Below are 19,660 nucleotides of genomic sequence, written 5' to 3'. Positions count from 1 at the left end.
CGGTGTAGACGCCGCCCTTCTGCGCCACGTCTTCGCCGAACAGCAGCGACTCGGGATACTTGGCCATGATGTCGTGCAGCGCCTGGCCGATCTGGATGGCCAGATGACGCGGCGGCTGATTCTCCGGCAGCTTCTCTTCGCTGCCGAACGCGGCGAGGCGGCGGTCCTGATAGTCGATGCGCTCAGCTTCGGCCTTCACGGCGGCCGGCGTATACGGCGCGAGCGGCTTCATCACCTGCTCCAGCGTGCTCAGGCGCGGGCGACGATCGGCATCTTCGGCCGCCTCGAAGCAGCGCTTGCGCGTGGCTTCGTACAGCGCGAGCAGCGATTCCTTGGTGTACAGACCCGACGAGAGCGCGATTTCCGCCGAGCGCAGCAGCGGATCGGAGGCTTCGACGGCAAACAACTCTTCCACGCTGCGCCACTCGATTTCGAAATCGGTGCCGGCATGGCCCATCACGCGCGTGGTGCGCAGATGCAGGAAGGTCGGACGGCGCGTGGTGCGGCAGTGTTCCACCGCCTCCTGCACCTGGGCATAGCCTTCGGCCAGGTCCAGGCCGTCGGCGTAGAAGTAGTCGAGATCGGCCCGATGACGGAAGTTGTTCGCCACCCAGCCATTGGGCGTCTTCACCGAGATGCCGATGCCGTTGTCTTCGCACACATAGAGGACGGGCGCCGGCAGCTTCTGGTAGGCCGTCCATGCCGCGGCGTTGAACGCGGTCTGCGCGGTGGCGTGGTTGGACGAGGCATCGCCGAAGGAGCAGATCGCGATGCTGTCTTCCGGAATCGGCAGCTTGTGGCCGATGCGGCGCGCCTGCTCGATGGCCACGGCCGTACCCAGCGCCTTGGGCAGGTGCGAAGCGATGGTGGACGTCTGCGGCAACACCCACAACGGCTTGCTGCCCCACACTTTGTGGCGGCCACCAGAAGCGGGATCTTCCATGCTGGCGGCGAACGACAGCGCTGAATCCATCACCGGATCCATGCCCGGCAGCTTGCGGAAGCGCTCGGCCATGAAGCCGCCGGAACGGTAATGCAGGAAGGCCGGATCGGTATGCCGCGTGAGGCGCGCCACCATCGCATTGCCTTCGTGACCGCTGGAGCCGATGGTGTAGAACACCTTGTTCTGCACGCGCAGCACGCGCGCCATCAAATCGAGATGTCGACTGATCAGCTGCGATTCGAGCAGCTCGCGAAAGCCCTGGCCGTTGAGCGCGCTACCCGGCAACACCGGCGAGTGGCCGCCCAGCGGCGCATGCACATCGCCCTGCCAGAGCTGCACGAACTCGATGAAATTCTGGTCGACGATCTCGGCGCGGTTGAAGCCTTTATGGCGGGCCGTGAGGGTGTAGGGGATGGCGGTCATGGTGGCTTGAGGTCTCGTCAACGAGTGGCCGTTTGGACGGCTGAAATTTGGTGTGTCAATTCGAAGCGAAGCAGCGCGAGCTGGCTGCGCCTTTGCTCCCTCTCCCCGCAGGGGAGAGGGCTGGGGCGAGGGGCCACGGTCGCGGCATGGCCTGTTCGAAGCAGGCTTCGTAGCAGCGTCATCGCGAGCACCCGCCCCTCACCTCAGTCCTCTCCCCGGCGCGGAGAGGAGGCTAGAGCGCGGAGCGCTTTCGCACGTTGTGCGTCCTTCTCACGTCCGAAGCTTTCAAGTATGCGAATCTGATCGTCGAGCGAAGGCACCGGCACCGCGAGACCATTGAGGCCCACCAGGGTCAACCGTCCGGCCTCCACCGGCTTCCAGCCATCGCCCTGATTGAGCTCCAGCCCGCCCATCACCTCGACGGGCAGCCCAGGAAACCGAAAGCGTGCGAAATGCGAACGGAAACGTTCGGCGCCTGCCGGTTCGTAGACCGATTCACGTCGCTCAGCCCACAGCGTCATCAAAGTATCCGCATCAGCGCGCGACACCAGCAGATCCACATCGGCCACGCCGACATCCGCGCCGGCAAGCAAGGCCGCAGCACTGCCGATCACGCACCACGGCTCCACGCAATGCACGTGCAGCTCCGGCACGATCTCGGCCAGGGTGGCGTACAGCGCGGGCGTGACGTGGCTCATGCGCGTCGACGCCATTCGTCGCGAGTCTGCCCCCAGATCTCGACCGGGGCATCCTGGAAGGGCTCGGGCAAACGGCCGGGGCCACGCAAACGCGAGCCGAGCCTTGCCGCCAGCGCCTGCGACGGCGCATTGGCTGGATCGATGTTGTGGATCACGTCATCCCAGCCGAGATGGTCGAAGGCGAAATCCATGCAGGCCACCGCGCCTTCCATCGCCAATCCCTTGCCCCATGCATGCCGCGCCAGCCCCCAGCCGACTTCGCGACCCGGCCAGCCCTCAGGGAACCACGGACCCATGCGACCGATCCAGCGCCCCGTGTCCTTCTCAATCACCGAGAACATGCCAAAACCCTGGATGGCCCACGAACCGACCATGGTGAGGAAGCCGCGCCAGGCGACGGCGCGCGGTTGCTGGCCGCCGATGAAGCGGGCCGACTCGGGGTCGGCCATGTTGGCCGCCCAGCGATCAAAGTCCTCGGCCTGCGGCGGGCGCAGGACGAGGCGTTCGGTTTCGATGCGAATGGTTTGCCAGCTCATAGGAATCTCGGCGACAACGTCCGTTCTCCCTCACCGTCATTCCGGCGCAGGCCGGAATGACGACTAGGAGGGGCGCACGCAAGCGCGTTCCTCAGAACGCATTAATCCCCGTCAACTCACGGCCCACCACCAGCTGATGCACCGTCTCGGTGCCCTCATAGGTGATCACCGATTCCAGGTTCAACGCATGGCGAATGGCCACGTGTTCGGTGGTGATGCCCGCGCCGCCGAGGATGTCGCGGCATTCGCGCGCGATATCGATGGCCATGCGGCAGTTGTTCCACTTGGCCATCGACACCTGGGTCGRCTGCATGTTGCCGGCGTCCTTGAGGCGGCCGAGCTGCAGCGACAGCAGCTGCGCCATGGTGATGCGACGGGCCATTTCGGCCAGCTTGATCTGGATCGCCTGGTTGGAGGCCAGCGGGCGACCGAACAAAATGCGGTCCTGGGTGTAGTTGAGCACTTCCTGCAGGCAGGCCTGGGCCGCGCCGATCGGGCCCCAGGTGATGCCGTAGCGCGCCTGCGTGAGGCAGCCCAGCGGACCTTTCAGGCCCTTCACGTTCGGCAGTCGGTTGGCTTCGGGCACGCGCACGTTGTCGAAGAACAGGCCGGACGTCACCGACGCGCGCAGGCTCATCTTCTTGTGCACTTCCTGCGCGGCGAAACCCTTGCTGTCGGTCGGCACGATGAAGCCCTGGATGCCGTCCTCGGTCTGCGCCCACACGATGRCGATGTGCGCGACATTGCCGTTGGTGATCCACATCTTGGCGCCATTGATGACCCAGTCGCCGCCGTCTTTCCTGGCGTTGGTCTTCATGTTGGCCGGGTCCGAGCCGCCGTGCGGTTCGGTCAGGCCGAAGCAGCCGATGATTTCGCCCGCCGCCATCTTCGGCAGGTAGTGCATTTTCTGCTCTTCGGTGCCGTAGGCGTAGATCGGGTACATGCACAGCGAGCTCTGCACCGAGGCGAAGCTGCGCAGGCCCGAATCGCCGCGCTCAAGCTCCTGGCAGATCAGGCCGTAGCTGACGCCGTTCATGCCGGCGCAGCCGTATTTCTCCGGCAGCGTGGCGCCGAGCAGGCCCAGGCTGGCGATTTCCGGCACCAGTTCCTTGGGGAAACGGGCCTGGTCAAAGCAGTCCCCGATGATCGGCAAGACGCGCTCGTCGACGAAACGGCCGACGGTGTCCTGCACCATGCGCTCCTCATCGGAAAGCAGGGAGCGGACGTCATAGAGATCGAGGGGATTCAGGCGAGCGGGCATGCTTGAAGTTCCGTGACGTAGGGGACAATCCCCCATTCTAGCCCGGCCCACGGGATGAATCATGGCGGGGTGCAGCAGGCCCGGGGTAGGCGTGCGTGACGGGCTGTGGGACCATGCGTATTCCCGCGTCCCAGTCCTGGCTGGGACGCACGCGCCGTCTAGCCCAACGTCGAGCCCGGATCACCGCGGTACCGCCTGCGGCCGGCCTGGTCGGGGCATGACGGCCGACATTCCGCTCCCCCGCCGGATCGTCCATGTTGAAAGGTGTGTTACTCGGCTTTGCCTGCTACGCCGCCTATGCGATCAGCGATGCGTTCGTCAAATCGCTGCACGGCACGTTGCCGGCCTATGAAGCGGTGTTCTTCGGCGCGGTGCTGATGCTCAGCGCCCTGCCCTTCATCCGTAACCCCGGCGATCGCTATCTCGACGTGTTCACCGCACGCAAGCCGCACCTGTGGTGGATCCGCGCGATCACCGGCGCCATCTGCAATATCTCCGCCGTGATCGCCTTCACCGCCTTGCCGATGGCCGAAGCGTTTGCGCTGATTTTCTTGTTGCCGATCTTCGTGACGCTGCTGTCGGTGATTTTCTTGAAGGAACACGTGGGCTGGCGACGCTGGTCGGCGGTGATCGTAGGCTTCCTCGGCGTGCTGGTGGTGCTGCGGCCGGGTTTTCGCGAGCTCGGCGTGGGGCACCTGGCGGCGATGACCTGTGGTCTTTCCGGTGCGGTATCGGTGGTCGCATTGCGCATGGCCGGTCCGCATGAAAAACGCATCAGCCTTTACGGCGCCGGCGTGATGGGTCCGCTGGTGAGCGGCGGCGTGTTGATGCTGCCAAGTTTCATCTGGCCGGATCTGCATCAGTGGTGGTTGCTGGCCGGTTACGGTCTGCTCGCCGGGCTTGCCGGCGTGTTGCTGATGCTCGCCACCCATCACGCGCCCGCCAATCGCATCGCACCCACCCAATACAGCCAGATGCTGTGGGCGATTTTCTTCGGCTACTGGCTGTTCGGCGATCACCTGGATTGGTTCATGCTGATCGGCATCGCGCTCATTCTTGGTTCGGGACTCTTCACGCTGGTGCGCGAGGAAAAGGTCACGAACTGGTGGAAGCGCACGCGCATGGTCTGATCGACCTTAGATGAATATTTCTTAATCAAGCAGCTAAGGACCTGCGTCTTGCCGCGAGGCATCACTCGTCCGTGACAACGCTTGTGCCATCACTTTTTCCATTGCATGTCAGCCCCGCGCCCACGCGCTTTGCGGGCAAAGTCATGGCCGCGCGCGCCCCTGCCCGGGTCAACCACATGGACCACGGATCGTTAGAAGTCAGTCAACACGACGTCACGGCGCAACATCGTCGCCGCATCGTGCTCGCGAACAACGATACGAATGGTTGGTCTTGTGAATTGCATACTTGAGTTGCTGGGAGATGGTCGATGAGTGCCGACACTGCCCAAACGTCCGGGCACCCTCGTAGGAAGCGTGGCGTACTGATCGCGGCCGTGATCATCGTGATCCTGCTCGTGCTGATCGTGGTCCATATCCTCTCCGGGCAAAAAACCAAAACCGGACAGCCACCCCAAGTGGTGAGTGCCGCCACCGCCACGCTTGGCGATATGCCCGAAGTGCTCACCGCGCTGGGCACGGTCACGCCGGTGGCAACGGTCAACGTGCTGCCGCAACTGAGCGGCTACCTGACGGGCGTGGGCTACCAGGAAGGCCAGGACGTCGAGAAAGGCCAGTTCCTCGCGCAGATCGACCAGCGCCAGTACGAGATCAACAAGCAGCAAGCGCAAGCGCAGCTGGCCAAGGATCAGGCGACGCTCGATCAGGCACGCGCTGACCTGGTCCGCTTCACCCAGTTGCATGAGCAGAAGTCGATCGCCGAACAGACCTATGCCGACCAGAAGTTCACGGTGGCGCAGAACGAAGCGGCCGTGAAGGCGGACAAGGCCGCCATCGCGCAGGACGATCTGGACATCGCCTATTGCCATATCACTGCGCCGGTAGCCGGCCGTGTGGGTTTGCGCCTGGTTGATCCGGGCAACTACGTGACGCAGTCCACCTCGCCCGGCATCGTCACCATCACGCAGATGAAGCCGACCACGGTGCAATTCACCGTGCCGCAGAATTCGCTGGGCAAAGTACTGCAACGCGTGAACGGCGGCGCCAAGCTGCCGGTCACCGCCTATAGCAGCGACAACAGCAAGCAGGTCGCCACCGGCACGCTGTACGCACTGAGCAACCAGATGGCCACCAGCACCGGTACGGTCACGCTGCGCGCCACCTTCGCCAATGACGACGAAGCGTTGTTCCCCAACGAATTCGTCAACGTGCAGATGCTGGTCGACACACTGCAGAAGGCGGTGCTGGTGCCCACCTCGGCGGTGCAGAGCGGCGCGCCCGGCGACTATGTGTATCTGGTCAATGCGGACCAGACGGTATCCGTGCACAAGGTGACGCCCGGCCCCAGCGACGGCAAATCCACCGCCATCCTTGCCGGCCTCACCGCCGGCCAGCAGGTGGTGACCGACGGCATGGACCGCCTCAGCGACGGCGCGAAGATCCGCATCGCGCAACCGCATCCGGCCGGCGCCAGCAGCGCAGGCGCGCCTGCCGCCACGCACACTGGCAAGCGCGCGCACGCCGCCAGCGCGTCGTCGTGAGTCGCGGGCGCAAGAACCGATGAATATTTCCCGCCTGTTTATCATCAGGCCGGTAGCCACCTCGCTGCTGATGATCGCCCTCGTGATGGTGGGCCTCGTGGCGATGAAGTTCCTGCCGGTGTCGTCCCTGCCCAACGTCGACTATCCGACGATCCAGGTGCAGACGTTTTATCCAGGCGCCAGCCCATCGGTGATGGCCACCACGGTAACGGCGCCGCTGGAAGTGCAGCTGGGTGAAATTCCCGGCCTGCAGCAGATGACCTCCAACAGCTCGGCGGGTGCGTCGATCATCACGCTGCAGTTCGACCTGTCGCTCAATCTCGACGTGGCCGAACAGAATGTGCAGGAGGCTATCAACGCGGCGAACAGCTTGCTGCCCTCCGGCCTGCCGGCACCGCCGACCTATGCCAAGGTGAATCCGGCCGATCGCCCGATTCTCACCTTGGCCGTCACCTCCAACTCCATGTCGCTACCGCAATTGCAGGACGTGGCGAACAACCGCCTGGGCGCGAAGATTTCGCAGGTGCCCGGGGTGGGCCTGGTGACGCCGGCGGGCGGCAACGTGCCGGCCATCCGCATCGAGGCCGATCCCAAGAAGCTGGCTGGCTACGGCCTCAATATCGATGACCTGCGCTCGCTGATCGCCAACGTCAACGTGAGCCAGCCCAAGGGCAACTTCGACGGCCCCGATCTCGACTACACGATCAACGGCAACGATCAGATCCAGAATCCGCAGGATTATCTGGACACCGTCATTTCGTACCAGAACTCGTCGCCGGTTTATCTGCGCGATTTGGCCCGCGTCACGCAAGCCGCGCAGAACACCGAGCAAGGCGCGTGGTTCAACAAGACGCAGGCGATCGTGCTCAACGTGCAACGCCAGCCCGGCGCCAACGTGATCGCCACCGTCAACCAGATCATGAAGCAGCTGCCGCAGCTGGAGTCCACCCTGCCCGCTGGCATGAAGGTGGAAGTGGTTACGGACAGCACCGGCGTGATCCGCTCCTCGGTCAATGACGCCGCGTTCGAACTGATCCTCGCGGTGATCCTGGTCGTGCTGGTGATCTTCGTGTTCCTGCGCAACCTGCCGGCCACCATCATTCCCAGCATCTCGGTGCCAGTCTCGCTGGTCGGCACGCTGGCGCTGATGTACGAGCTCAACTATTCCATCGACAACCTGTCGCTGATGGCCTTGATCATCGCCACGGGCTTTGTGGTGGACGACTCGATCGTGATGATCGAGAACATCGTGCGCTACCTGGAGGAAGGCAAGACGCCGCTGGAAGCCGCGCTCGAAGGCGCCGGCCAGATCGGCTTCACCATCCTCTCGCTGACGGTGTCGTTGATTGCCGTGCTGATCCCGCTGCTGTTCATGGGCGGCGTGATCGGCCGCTTGTTCAGCGAGTTCGCGGTGACGCTGGCGGTGACCATCGTGCTGTCGGCGGTGGTGTCGCTGACCCTGGTGCCGATGCTGTGCGCGCGCATTCTCAAGGCGCAGGCCGATCGCCATCCCAGCCGCTTCGAACGCATCAGCGAAGGCTTGTTCGACAAGACGCTGGCGGCGTACAAGCGCGGCCTGCACTTCGTGATGGCGCATCAGATGGCGACGCTGCTGACGTTCTTCGCCACGCTCGCGCTCACGATCGTGCTTTACATCGTCATCCCCAAGGGCCTGTTCCCGGTGCAGGACGTGGGTGTGCTGCAAGGCATCAGCGTCGCGGACAACTCCGTTTCCTATGGAGTGATGGTGGATCGCCAGAAACAGCTGGMCGATGCCATCCTCAAGGACGAGGACGTAGCCAGCCTCACCTCGTACGTGGGCATCGACGGCACCAATACCACGCTCAACAACGGCCGCTTCCTGATCAACCTCAAGCCGCGCGACGACCGCTCGTCCACCGCTGCGGAAATTTCGCGTCGCATCCAGCAGGAAGTGACCAACATCCCGGGCATCAAGCTGTACATGCAGCCCGAGCAGGACCTCACGCTCGACACCACCATCTCGCCAAACCAGTACCAGTTCGTACTGCGCGGGCCCAACCAGCAGGCCTTCCAGCAATACGTACCTGAGCTGATCACGCGACTGAAGAACATCAAGTCGATCACCGACGTCACCAGCGATCTCAACAACGATGGTCTGGCCGTCAATGTCGAAGTGAACCGCCAGCTGGCGGCGCGCTACGGCATCACTGCCGCCACCATCGACAACGCGCTTTACGATGCGTTGGGCCAACGCATTGTTTCCACCATCTTCGAACAGGCCAGCCAGTACCGCGTGATCCTGGTGGCCAAGCCGGAAAGCATTCCTACGGTGGAATCGCTGGGTGATCTGTATCTGCCCAGCCAGACGGCGAGCAGCGGCCATGTGCCGCTCAAGGGCATCGCCACCATCAAGATCACCAAGTCGCCACTGGTGATCAGCCATCTATCCCAGTTCCCGGCCGTCACCGTGTCGTTCAACCTGGCCAAGGACGCCTCGCTGAGCAAGGCTGTGAAGGAAGTGAACGCGGCCGAGGCAGCGGTGCATCTGCCGACGTCGATCACGTCCACCTTTCAGGGCGCGGCGCAGGCGTTCCAGGATTCGCTGTCCAGCGAGGTCTACCTGCTCATCGCCGCCCTGATCGCCGTCTATATCGTGCTGGGCGTGCTGTACGAGAGCTTCATCCATCCGGTGACGATTCTCTCCACCCTGCCCTCGGCCGGCATCGGCGCGCTGGTCGCGTTGATGATTGCCGGCAGCGATCTGGATGTGATTGGCATCATCGGCATCGTGTTGCTGATCGGCATCGTGAAGAAGAACGCGATCATGATCGTGGACTTTGCCCTCGAAGCCGAACGCGAACACGGCAAGCCCGCGGAGGAAGCGATCTTCGAGGCGTCCCTGCTGCGCTTCCGTCCCATCCTGATGACCACGCTGGCGGCGATGCTGGGCGCCTTGCCGATGCTGCTGGGTTCGGGCACGGGTTCGGAGCTGCGTCGTCCGCTGGGCCTGGCCATCATTGGCGGCCTGCTGCTAAGCCAGTTGCTGACGCTGTTCACCACGCCGGTGATCTACCTCTACTTCGACCGGCTGGCCCAGCGTTTCCGCCGCCAGCGCCTGCCTGAAGAGGCGGCTGGGGAAGGCGCGTGAACATCCCTGGCGTCTTCATCAAGCGGCCGGTGGCGACCACGCTGCTGGCCGTGGCGATCCTGCTGTCGGGCATGCTCGCGTATTTCCACCTGCCGGTGGCGCCGCTGCCGAACATCACCTTCCCCGTGGTGGTGGTGCAGGCGAGCATGGCGGGCGCCAGTCCCAGCATCATGGCTGCGACCGTGGCCGAGCCACTGGAGCGTCGACTGGGCACGATTGCCGACGTTTCCGAGCTGACCTCCACCAGCACCGTCGGCTCGGCGCAGATCGTCATCCAGTTCGGCCTCAACCGTGATATCAATGGCGCGGCGCGCGACGTGCAGGCGGCGATCCAGGCGGCTCGCGCCGACCTGCCGACGACGCTGCGCAACAACCCGACCTACCGCGAGTTCAATCCGGCCGACTCGCCGATCATGGTGCTCGCGCTCACGTCAAAAACGCTGACCCGCGCGCAGCTGTACGACTCGGCCGATTCGGTGATCCAGCAGCAGCTCTCGCAGGTCGACGGCGTGGGCCAGATCACCCTGGGCGGCAGTGCGCTGCCCTCAGTGCGTGTGGAACTGGAACCGGACCAGCTCAATAGTTACGGCATCGGGCTGGAGGATGTTCGCGCCGCAATCAGCGCGGCGAACGCAGACAGCGTGAAAGGTCATATCGACCAGAACGGCCAACGCTTCGAAGTGCTGTCCAACGACCAGATCAACAAAGCCGCGCCGTATCGCGATCTGATCGTCGCTTATCGCAATGGCTCGCCGGTGCAGTTGCGCGACGTGGCGCAGGTGCTCGATTCGGCGGAAAACCTGCGCAACGCCGGCCTCTACAACGGCCAGGACGCCGTGCTGGTGATCGTGTACCCGTTGCCGGGCAGCAATATCGTCAAGACGGTGGCGCAGATTCGCAAGGCGCTGCCGTCGATCGAAGCCACCTTGCCGCACAACGTGCATGTGGGCGTGGCGGTGGATCGCTCGCAGTCGGTCAACGCGGCAGTCAACGACACCGAGCGCACGCTGTTCATGGCCGTGCTGCTGGTGATCGGCGTGGTCTATATCTTCCTGCAATCGCCGCGCGCCGTGCTGGTGCCGGCGGTGGCCTTGCCGCTGTCCATCGTCGGCACCTTCGGACCGATGTACCTGCTGGGTTACAGCATCGACAACCTCTCGCTGATGGCCTTGACCATCGGCACCGGCTTCGTGGTGGACGATGCGGTGGTGGTGCTGGAAAACATCGTGCGCCATGTCGAAGCGGGCATGGACGTACGCGAGGCCGCGATGGTCGGCAGCGCGGAGGTGAGCTTCACCGTGATTTCGATGAGCCTTTCGCTGATCGCGGTGTTCCTGCCGATCCTGCTGATGCCGGGCATCGTGGGCCTGCTGTTCCACGAGTTCGCCGTGACGCTGTCCATCGCCATCCTGTTTTCGCTGGTGATCTCGCTCACGGTGACGCCGGCGATGGCGGCCTTCGTCATCAGCCGCAAGTCCCTGCATTCCAAGGCGCGCTGGGCGGTGTGGTACGAACGGCAATTCGAGCGCTTCCGGCAGGCGTATGCGCGCTCGCTCGCGGTGGTGCTCGATCATGCGTTCGCGGTGATGCTCACCCTGATCGGCCTGATCGTGCTCAACGTGGTGCTGATCCGGCTAGTGCCCTCGACCTTCTTCCCCGAGCAGGACAACGGCATCCTCAACGGGCAGATCATTGCCGACCAGAGCATCTCCTTCCAGGCGATGCAGAAAAAGCTCGCGCAATTGCAGGCCATCGTGCAAAAGGATCCGGCGGTCGCCTCTGTGGCCGGCTTCACCGGCGGTCGTGCGCTCAACACGGCCAATGTGTTCATCGAATTGAAGCCGCTGGCCGAGCGCAAGATTTCCGCCGCGCAGGTGGTGGATCGCCTGCGTCCCAAACTCAACGCGGTATCGGGCGCCAAGCTGTTCCTGCAGGCGGCGCAGGATCTGCGCATCGGCGGCCGGCAATCGGCCTCCGAATATCAGTACACGCTGACCAGCGACGATCCGGAGGCCTTGTTCACCTGGGTGCCGCGCCTGGTGACGGCGCTGGGCAAGTACCACGACCGCATCACCGACGTGAATTCGGACCTGCAGCAGAACGGCTTGCAGCTGTATGTGAACATCGACCGCGCCACCTCGGCGCGCTACGGCTTCGCGCCCAACCAGATCGACAGCGTGCTCTATGACGCCTTCGGCCAGCGCACCGTCTCGACCATCTACAACGAACTGAACCAGTACTTCGTGGTGATGGAAGTGGCGCCCAAGTACTGGCAATACCCGCAGACCATCAATCGCATCCGCTTCAGCACAGCCGCTGGCAATGCATCGGGTACGCAGCAGACGCAGATGTCCAAATCCATCGTGAGCGGCGTCGCCGCCAGCACCACGAGCACGACGACATCCAGCACCAACTCGCGCAACAGCGACGCCGAGGCCAACCAGCTCACCAATGCCATCGCCAACGCCAAGGGCGGAAGCTCCAGCGGCAGTGCGGACAGCACCTCGGCGGAAACCCTGGTGCCMTTCCCCGCGCTGGCGTCATATGTGAGCAACCACACGGCCACCCAGGTGAATCACCAGGGCGGCCTGGTCGCCGGCACCATCTCGTTCAACCTGCCGCCGGGCGGCTCGCTCAGCGACGGCCTGGCCGCCATCAATGAAGCGGCGCAGGAGTTGGGCATGCCCGCTTCCATCCATGGCGCGACCGCCGGTGCGGCGCAGGTGTACGCGCAGTCCATGGGCACCATGCCGTTGCTGATACTCGCGGCACTCGCGGCGGTCTATATCGTGCTGGGCATCCTGTACGAGAACACCGTGCATCCCATCACCATTCTTTCCACCCTGCCCTCGGCGGGCATCGGCGCGACGCTGGCCTTGCTGATCTTCGGCACGCCGTTCTCGGTGATCGCGATGATCGGCATCATCCTGCTGATCGGCATCGTGAAGAAGAACGCAATCATGATGATCGACGTGGCCATCCACCTGCAGCGCGACGAGGGTCTGGAGCCGCGCAAGGCGATCCACGACGCCGCCGTGGTGCGACTGCGCCCCATCATGATGACTACGGCGGCAGCCGTGCTAGGCGCCGTACCGCTGGCGATCGGCATCGGCCAGGGCGCGTCGCTGCGCCAGCCGCTGGGCATCACGGTGATGGGCGGCCTGATATTCAGCCAGGTGTTCACCTTGTACACCACGCCAGTGATCTACTTATACCTCGACCGCCTGCGCGCACGCCTGGCGCGTTGGTCCGAGAGCCTGCCGTGGAACCGATCGGACGCAAAAGCATGAACAAGATCTTTTCCCGCCATCTACTGGCCGTTTCGCTGGCGACGCTGCTCGGCGGCTGCATGGTGGGTCCCGACTACCACCGCCCGCAGGTCAACGTACCGACCCAGTACAAAGAGATGCCCGGCTGGACCTCTGCCACGCCCGCCGACGACGTACCCAAGGGCGATTGGTGGAAGGCCTTCAACGACCCGCTGCTCGACGAGCTGGAACCGCAAGTGGCGGTATCCAACCAGACGGTGGCGCAGAGCTACGCCAACTATCAGGCCGCCGTCGCCGAAGTGCAGGTGGCACGCAGTGCGCTGTTCCCCACCATCGGCATCAGCGGCTCGGGCAGCAAGCAGCGCTCGGCCGCCGGTAACGCCGGCAGCGGCGTCGAACACCTGACTCCAGTGAGCACCTCCGGTTCGCTGGAGGGCAATGTGAGCTGGGCGCCGGATCTATGGGGCAAGGTTCGCCGCACGGTCGAGGAAAACAAGGCCACCGCACAGGCGAGCCAGGCGACTCTCGCCAACGCCACCTTGTCCGAACAAATCGCACTTGCCACGGCGGTGATCAACTTGCGCGTCTCCGACGCCAACATCGACCTGTTGCAGCAGACCGTCGACGCGGACAAGGAATACCTGCGCGTCGTCGCCAACCAGGATAAGGCCGGCACCATCGCGCCCTCGGATGTCATCACGGCGCGCACGCAGCTGGAGAACGCGCAATCCAAACTGATCGCGCTGGGCGTGGCGCGTGCGCAAGACGTGCATGCCATCGCCGTGCTGGTGGGCAAGAACCCCGAGGAGCTCGACGTTCCCCACAACGCCACCCTCCCCACCCTGCCCCAGGTCCCCGCCGGCGTACCTTCCACGCTGCTGCAGCGCCGCCCTGATATCGCGATAGCCGAGCGTCAGATGGCTGCGCAGAATGCCGCCATTGGTGTCGCGATCGCCGCCTACTATCCGTCGCTGTCACTCTCTGCAGCGGATGGTTTCTCGCAGTCCCCGCTCGCCGGCCTGCTGCATGTGGCCAATCATGTGTGGTCGCTGGGCGCCGACGCGAGCGAAACGATCTTCGACGCTGGCGCACGCCACGGCGAAGTCGCCGCCGCCCGCGCCAACTACGAAGCCGCTGTCGCCAATTATCGCGGCACGGTGCTGGGTGCCTTCCAGAACGTGGAAGACGATCTCTCCGGCATCAACATCCTCGCCCAACAAGCGCAGGTGCTCGACGCTGCGGTCAAAGATGCCACTCGTGGATCGCAGATCGCCTTCAACGAATACCAGGCCGGCACGGTGGATTACACGACGGCCGCGTTGGCGCAGACGACCGAGTTGAGCACCAAGCAGGATGCCTTGAGCGTGCAGCAGCAGAGGCTGCTGGATGCCGTGTCATTGATGGGCGATGTCGGTGGCGGTTGGTCGGCGGATGAATTGGCGCATGCGCCGGTAGCGGCGACAGCGTCTGCGGCGCAATAGAGACCAGCCGTTGTAGGAGCGCACCCTGTGCGCGACCGCCACGCCCGAGCGTATCGCTCCGTAGGTTTGTCGCGCACAGGGTGCGCTCCCACAATAAAAGCTGACCAAAACCCTTATCCACACCCATGACCTGCGTCCCCTTGTAGGAGCGCACTTGTGCGCGACCGCAGCGCTGGGGTGTACCTCTCCGTCGGATGGTCGCGCACAAGTGCGCTCCTACAAGGTCACCGCAACTCTAAGCGCACGGCTCTGGCTCTAGGCCTTTGGCTCTTAGGGTCCCCGTATGACGCGGCGGGCGGGTGGAGGAAAGCCCGCAGGGTGGCCGCATGGATGCGGCCAGTTTTTCGACCGCGCACCTGGAGGGCGCAGCCCGGAAGGCGCGCCATCCGGGGGGCCCTTCTCTTTGGTTACTTTCTCTTGGGCAAGCAAGAGAAAGTGACCCGGCCTCCGGCAGGAGGACGGAAGCCCGCGGCAGGCAAGCTCATGAAAGCGAAACAACCAGCCCAGTAACGCTGCGCGCACACTGCAAACAAACCAAAAGATCTGAAGCTGGCGACAATCCCCCTAACCTTGTCACACTGCTCCCTCAACCACCCCAACCATTACCCATGCCAACCCCCAACCTCCCCCTCTCCCCCATCATCGCCGGCCTCTGGCGCATCACCAGCTGGCAACTCACCGTGCAAGAGCGCGTGCGCTGGATCGAACAAGCGCTGGAGCTGGGCATCACCTCGTTCGACCACGCCGACATCTACGGCGACTATCAGGCCGAAACGCAATTCGGAGAGGCGCTCAAAGCAGCGCCGTCACTGCGCGCACGCATGCAGCTGATCACCAAGTGCGGCATCCGCCTTCGCTCCGCGCAACTCCCGTACCGCATCAACTACTACGACAGCTCCGCCCACTACGTGCGCCAGCAGGTCGAACAATCACTGCGAAAGCTGCACACCGAACAACTGGACCTGGTGCTGATCCATCGCYCCGACTATCTGATGGATGCCGCGGCGCTGGCACAGACGTTCGACACGCTCACGCGCGAAGGCAAGGTGGCGCACTGGGGCGTCTCCAACCACACGACCAGCCAGTTCGCCCTGCTGCATCAGCATCACCCGTTGCTCACCAACCAGATCGAACTGTCGCCCTTGCAGATGGATGCCCTGGACGACGGCACGCTCGATCAGGCGCAGCAGCTGGGCCTGCGGCCGATGATCTGGTCGCCGCTAGGTGGCGGGAGGTTGTTTACCGGCGAGGACGAACAAGCCGTGCGCGTTCGTGCCGAGATGTCGGCGATCGCGGATCGCTGTGGCATCACGCTCACCACGCTGGCCTTCGCCTGGTCGCTGCGTCATCCGTCGCGTCCGCACGTCATCACCGGTACCGGTCGTATCGATGGTCTGCGCGAGGCGGTGGCGGCGCTGGATGTGAAGCTGGATGCTGAAGATTGGTATGCGATTTGGACCGCCAGCAAGGGGCATTCGGTACCCTGACGGCCGCCAAAACTGTGGGAGCGCACCCTGTGCGCGACTGCGACACCGCAACCTACATGATGGGCCGCTCAATTGAGCGGCGACTATGCCCGGTGAGGGGCCTGTCGCGCACAGGGTGCGCTCCCACAAGGTGTCGTCAGGTTGGCGCTTAGCGGTTGCTCACGCCATGCGGCACATGCCCCGTCGCCACATGCTTGCGCGCGGACTCCACGTTCGCCGGTGAATCATCGAAGAAGATATCGGCGCCAAACGCATCGAGGAACGGCCCCTTGTCGCGACCGCCGAGAAACAGCGCTTCATCGATACGCACGCCCCAACGGCGCAGGGTCAGGATCACCCGCTTATGCGCCGGTGCAGATCTCGCAGTGACCAGCGCAGTGCGAATGGGTGAATCCTCGGCCGGAAACGCTGCCTGAAGGCGGTGAACGGCAGTAAGGAAACCGCGGAACGGCCCAACCGAGAGCGGCTCGTTGGCAAGCTTGTGCTCACTGCGATGGAACGCTTCCAGCCCTTCCTCACGCGATACCCGCTCGCCTTCATCGCCGAAGATCACCGCATCACCGTCGAAGGCGATACGCAATTGCTCGGTGGCACGCGGCGGCGCGGTCGACGGCAGGATGGTGGCGGCGGCCACGCCAGCGGCGAGCGCGCGACCCACGTCTTCCGCGTTGGCGGAAAGGAACAGATCGGCCTTGAACGGGGCGATGTAATCGGAGGTAGGCGCACCGCTGGTGAATGCGGCGCGGCTGATCTCCAGCCCGTAATGCTGGATCGCATTGAATATACGCAGGCCGGTGTCGCCGGAGTTGCGCGACAACAGGATCACCTCGACCGGCGGCACATCGCCCGCCAGCTTGTTCAAGCCCAGCAGTTTCTGCACCAGCGGAAACGCCACGCCGGGCTGCAGCAGTTCGTTTTCGTGTTCGATCTGGAACGCGCGATAAGCATCCAGCCCCTGGTGCTCGAACAGCTCGTGGCTGTCGCCCAGGTCAAACAAGGCACGCGAGGAAATGGCGACCACGAGACGATTGTCGCTGGCGGCCTTGGGATCGTGGGCGTCGGGTGTGGGGCGGGTCATGAGGGAAATCTATCACGCGGTCACGTGATGGGATGGGGGATGGGTCGCGGAGGCGCTAAAACCCGTGGGTTACGCACGGACACAAACGCGCGCCAACCACCCACTCCGCGATCCCAAGAACCTCAATCCGGCGCGAACTGCTCATCCAGAATGCGCTGTTCCAGATTGTGCTCCGGATCGAACAACAAGCGCACACCCTGCCCCGCCGACTGGCGGATCTCCACCTCGCGAATGTCGCGCACCTCGTGATAATCGGCGGTGGCGCTGACCGGACGCTTGCCGGGATCGAGCACGCGCATGGTGACCAGGGTGCGATGCGGCAGGATCGCGCCGCGCCAGCGACGCGGGCGGAACGGGCTGATCGGGGTGAGCGCGAGCACGTTGGCATCCAGCGGCAGGATCGGCCCGTGTGCGGAGAGGTTGTAGGCCGTGGAACCGGCAGGCGTCGACACCAGGACGCCGTCGCAGACCAGGTTGGGCAGCTTCACGGTGTCGTTGAGCTTCACTTCCAGATGCGCCGCCTGGTTGCTTTGGCGCAGCAGGGACACTTCGTTGAACGCCAGCGCGTGATGCACATCGCCGTTGATGTCGACCGTGCGCATTTCCAAGGGATAGAGCACCGCGGCATGCGCGCGTGAAATGCGCTCTTCAAGCTCGTCGATGCGGTGCTTGTTCATCAGGAAACCGACGCGCCCCAGTTTCATGCCATATACCGGGGCCGGCAGCGCGCGATACGCGTGCAGCGTGCGCAGCATGAAACCGTCGCCGCCCAACGCCACGATCACATCCGACTGCTCCGGCACCGCATCGCCATAGCGGTCGATGAGTTTGCGCCGGGCCTGCTGGGCGACATTGGTTTCGCTGGCGACAAAGGCGAAGCGCATAGGGTCGGGCAACGGTCAGGGCGAGGACGCCAGTTGAGCGTAGATGGACGAAGGGCGCAAGACCGTCGCCGGCGTTGCGCCCTGCTTGCCAGTTCCCTTAACACGTCGCCCCCTCACCGTCATTCCGGCGCAGGCCGGAATCCAGTAACGAAATATGGGGTTGTCGCGACAGCCGACACGCTCTTGTTCGCTTCGCGAAAACCGCCAACAGCGGCTACTGGATTCCGGCCTGCGCCGGAATGACGGTGAGGGAATACCAACGATGGCGGGGCGTTGAAAACCCCGAACCACGGAGCTGCCCGGCACTGCCGGGCAGCTCTGGCGTCGCTTACTGGTTCACCGGCACCTGCGCCAGCTGAGCCAGGCGGCGGACCGCCACCGAGGCGATCGGGTAGTCCGCCTTCTCGGTGAGGATGTCCGCCAGCATGTTGCGCGTGTACTTGAGCGTGGCGTCGTCACGCTGCAGCCACGCCTGCACCGGCGAGACGTCCTTGGCGCTGCCGGTCATCGACAGCACCTGAAGGGCCAGCGCGCGATGCTGGTGGTTGAGCTCGTCCAGCAGCGAACCGCGTGCCTGGGCGTGCCATGCACCTTCGACCGGCAAGGCTTCGATCTGGCTGCGCAGCCACTCCAGATCCAGCGCCTGACCCAGTTCGTAGAACACACCGGCCACCTTGGCGATGGGCTGGTTGCCCTGCTGTGCCACCTCGACGATGTCGAGCATGGCGCGCAGCTCCGGCAGACGGGCCATGCGCAGCGCGAGTTCGCCCGGCATGCCCAGGCCGTCCCACTTCTCCTGGCTGGTGGCGAAATCCTGCTTGCCCGTTTCGGTGAGCACGTCCGGCAAGGCCGCACGCAGCTCGGTCACGCCGGTCTGGTAGCGCTCCACGTTGGCATTGATGTCCAGTGTGCCGCCCGGACGGTTCAGCAGCCAACGGGTGGTATGACGCAGCAGCGACCAGATCTGCAGGATCGCGTCGATCTGGGTGTTCTCCGCCACCTTGCCGTCCAGCGCTTCGATCTGCGCCCACAGTTCACGCGCATCGAGAATTTCGCGCGCTGCCGTGTACGCCTTGGCGATGGCTGCCGGACCCTGACCGGTGTCCTCCTGCATGCGCATCATGAAGGTGGCGCCCATGCGGTTGATGGTGGAGTTGGTCACGGCCGTGGCGATGATGTCGCGCTTCAGGCGATGGCGCTGCATATGCTCGGCGTACTTGCCATGCAGCGGCTCAGGGAAGTAGCGCACCAGTTCCTTGGAGAGGTACGCATCTTCCGGCACGTCCGAGTCGAGCAGCTGCTGGTACAGCTTGATCTTGTCGTAGGACAGCAGCACCGAAAGCTCCGGACGCGTCATGCCGATGCCGCGCGCCTTGCGCTCGGTCAGCTCGGTTTCGCTCGGCAGGTTTTCCACCTGGCGATCGAGCAGGCCTTCCGATTCCAGCTGGCGGATGAAGTGCGCCATCGAACCGATGCGATGCACCGACTGGTGCTCCATCAGAGTGATGGCCTGGTTCTGGCGGTAGTTGTCCCACAGCACCAGCTGGCCCACTTCGTCGGTCATGCTGGCCAGCAGCGTGTTGCGCTGTTCGGTGGTCAGCTCACCGCGCTGCACGGCGTCGCCGAGCAGGATCTTGATGTTCACCTCGTGGTCGGAGGTGTCCACGCCGGCGGAGTTGTCGATGAAGTCGGTATTGAGCAGCACGCCGTGCTGGGCCGCTTCGATACGGCCCTTCTGGGTGAAGCCCAGGTTGCCGCCCTCGCCCACCACCTTGCAGCGCAGCTCCACGCCGTTCACGCGC

At 64.1% G+C, this 19,660-nt stretch carries 13 protein-coding genes; 6 read left to right on the top strand and 7 right to left on the bottom strand.

Annotated elements, in window-relative coordinates; translation table 11 throughout:
- From AC1DMG_RS11055 to AC1DMG_RS11040, 4 genes are all read right to left on the bottom strand, one after another.
- On the bottom strand, positions 1–1,366 hold a 1,366-nt coding region (locus AC1DMG_RS11055; protein ID WP_477180520.1), incomplete at its 3' end, for a thiamine pyrophosphate-dependent enzyme.
- Between the two features lie 203 nt (positions 1,367–1,569).
- Positions 1,570–2,064: a nucleotidyltransferase family protein gene (locus tag AC1DMG_RS11050; protein WP_477177367.1), complete on the bottom strand. Its 495-nt coding sequence runs from the start codon at positions 2,062–2,064 to the stop codon at positions 1,570–1,572.
- The gene (locus AC1DMG_RS11045) at positions 2,061–2,600 is read right to left on the bottom strand and encodes a GNAT family N-acetyltransferase (RefSeq protein WP_477177366.1); all 540 of its coding nucleotides are present in this window, start codon (positions 2,598–2,600) and stop codon (positions 2,061–2,063) included. Before AC1DMG_RS11045 ends, AC1DMG_RS11050 begins: the two co-directional genes overlap by 4 nt.
- Positions 2,601–2,691: 91 nt before the next feature.
- Positions 2,692–3,861, bottom strand: coding sequence for an acyl-CoA dehydrogenase family protein (locus tag AC1DMG_RS11040; RefSeq protein WP_477180519.1), 1,170 nt, complete (start codon positions 3,859–3,861; stop codon positions 2,692–2,694).
- A 254-nt stretch (positions 3,862–4,115) separates the two neighbouring features.
- On the opposite strand from AC1DMG_RS11040, the gene AC1DMG_RS11035 reads away from it, so the two are divergent.
- From AC1DMG_RS11035 to AC1DMG_RS11010, 6 genes are all read left to right on the top strand, one after another.
- Positions 4,116–4,991: a DMT family transporter gene (locus AC1DMG_RS11035; RefSeq protein WP_441611392.1), complete on the top strand. Its 876-nt coding sequence runs from the start codon at positions 4,116–4,118 to the stop codon at positions 4,989–4,991.
- Positions 4,992–5,365: 374 nt separating this feature from the next.
- Entirely contained in the window at positions 5,366–6,529 is a 1,164-nt protein-coding gene (locus AC1DMG_RS11030; protein WP_441603675.1) for an efflux RND transporter periplasmic adaptor subunit, read from the top strand.
- 19 nt (positions 6,530–6,548) lie between these two features.
- Entirely contained in the window at positions 6,549–9,659 is a 3,111-nt protein-coding gene (locus tag AC1DMG_RS11025) for an efflux RND transporter permease subunit (RefSeq protein WP_477180518.1), read from the top strand.
- Positions 9,656–12,949, top strand: a complete 3,294-nt coding sequence (locus AC1DMG_RS11020; RefSeq protein ID WP_477179075.1) for an efflux RND transporter permease subunit — start codon at positions 9,656–9,658, stop codon at positions 12,947–12,949. Before AC1DMG_RS11025 ends, AC1DMG_RS11020 begins: the two co-directional genes overlap by 4 nt.
- Positions 12,946–14,409 (top strand): efflux transporter outer membrane subunit, encoded by a 1,464-nt coding sequence (locus AC1DMG_RS11015; protein WP_477177363.1) that lies wholly within the window; start codon positions 12,946–12,948, stop codon positions 14,407–14,409. Before AC1DMG_RS11020 ends, AC1DMG_RS11015 begins: the two co-directional genes overlap by 4 nt.
- A gap of 608 nt (positions 14,410–15,017) precedes the next feature.
- Positions 15,018–15,896: an aldo/keto reductase gene (locus tag AC1DMG_RS11010; RefSeq protein WP_477180517.1), complete on the top strand. Its 879-nt coding sequence runs from the start codon at positions 15,018–15,020 to the stop codon at positions 15,894–15,896.
- A gap of 148 nt (positions 15,897–16,044) precedes the next feature.
- Here the strand turns inward: AC1DMG_RS11010 and AC1DMG_RS11005 are convergent, their stop codons facing one another.
- The 3 genes from AC1DMG_RS11005 to AC1DMG_RS10995 all read right to left on the bottom strand — a co-directional run.
- Complete coding sequence (locus AC1DMG_RS11005) at positions 16,045–16,974, bottom strand: 5'-nucleotidase (protein ID WP_441603670.1); 930 nt, start codon at positions 16,972–16,974, stop codon at positions 16,045–16,047.
- Between the two features lie 122 nt (positions 16,975–17,096).
- Complete coding sequence (locus tag AC1DMG_RS11000; protein WP_441603669.1) at positions 17,097–17,858, bottom strand: NAD kinase; 762 nt, start codon at positions 17,856–17,858, stop codon at positions 17,097–17,099.
- Between the two features lie 328 nt (positions 17,859–18,186).
- A partial coding sequence (locus AC1DMG_RS10995) for an NAD-glutamate dehydrogenase domain-containing protein (RefSeq protein WP_477180516.1) occupies positions 18,187–19,660 on the bottom strand: 1,474 nt, incomplete at its 5' end.

Source organism: Dyella sp. 01N36 (assembly GCF_056399745.1).
The sequence above is the reverse complement of the archived record's forward strand: the minus strand, read 5'-3'. Positions and strand labels throughout refer to the sequence as shown.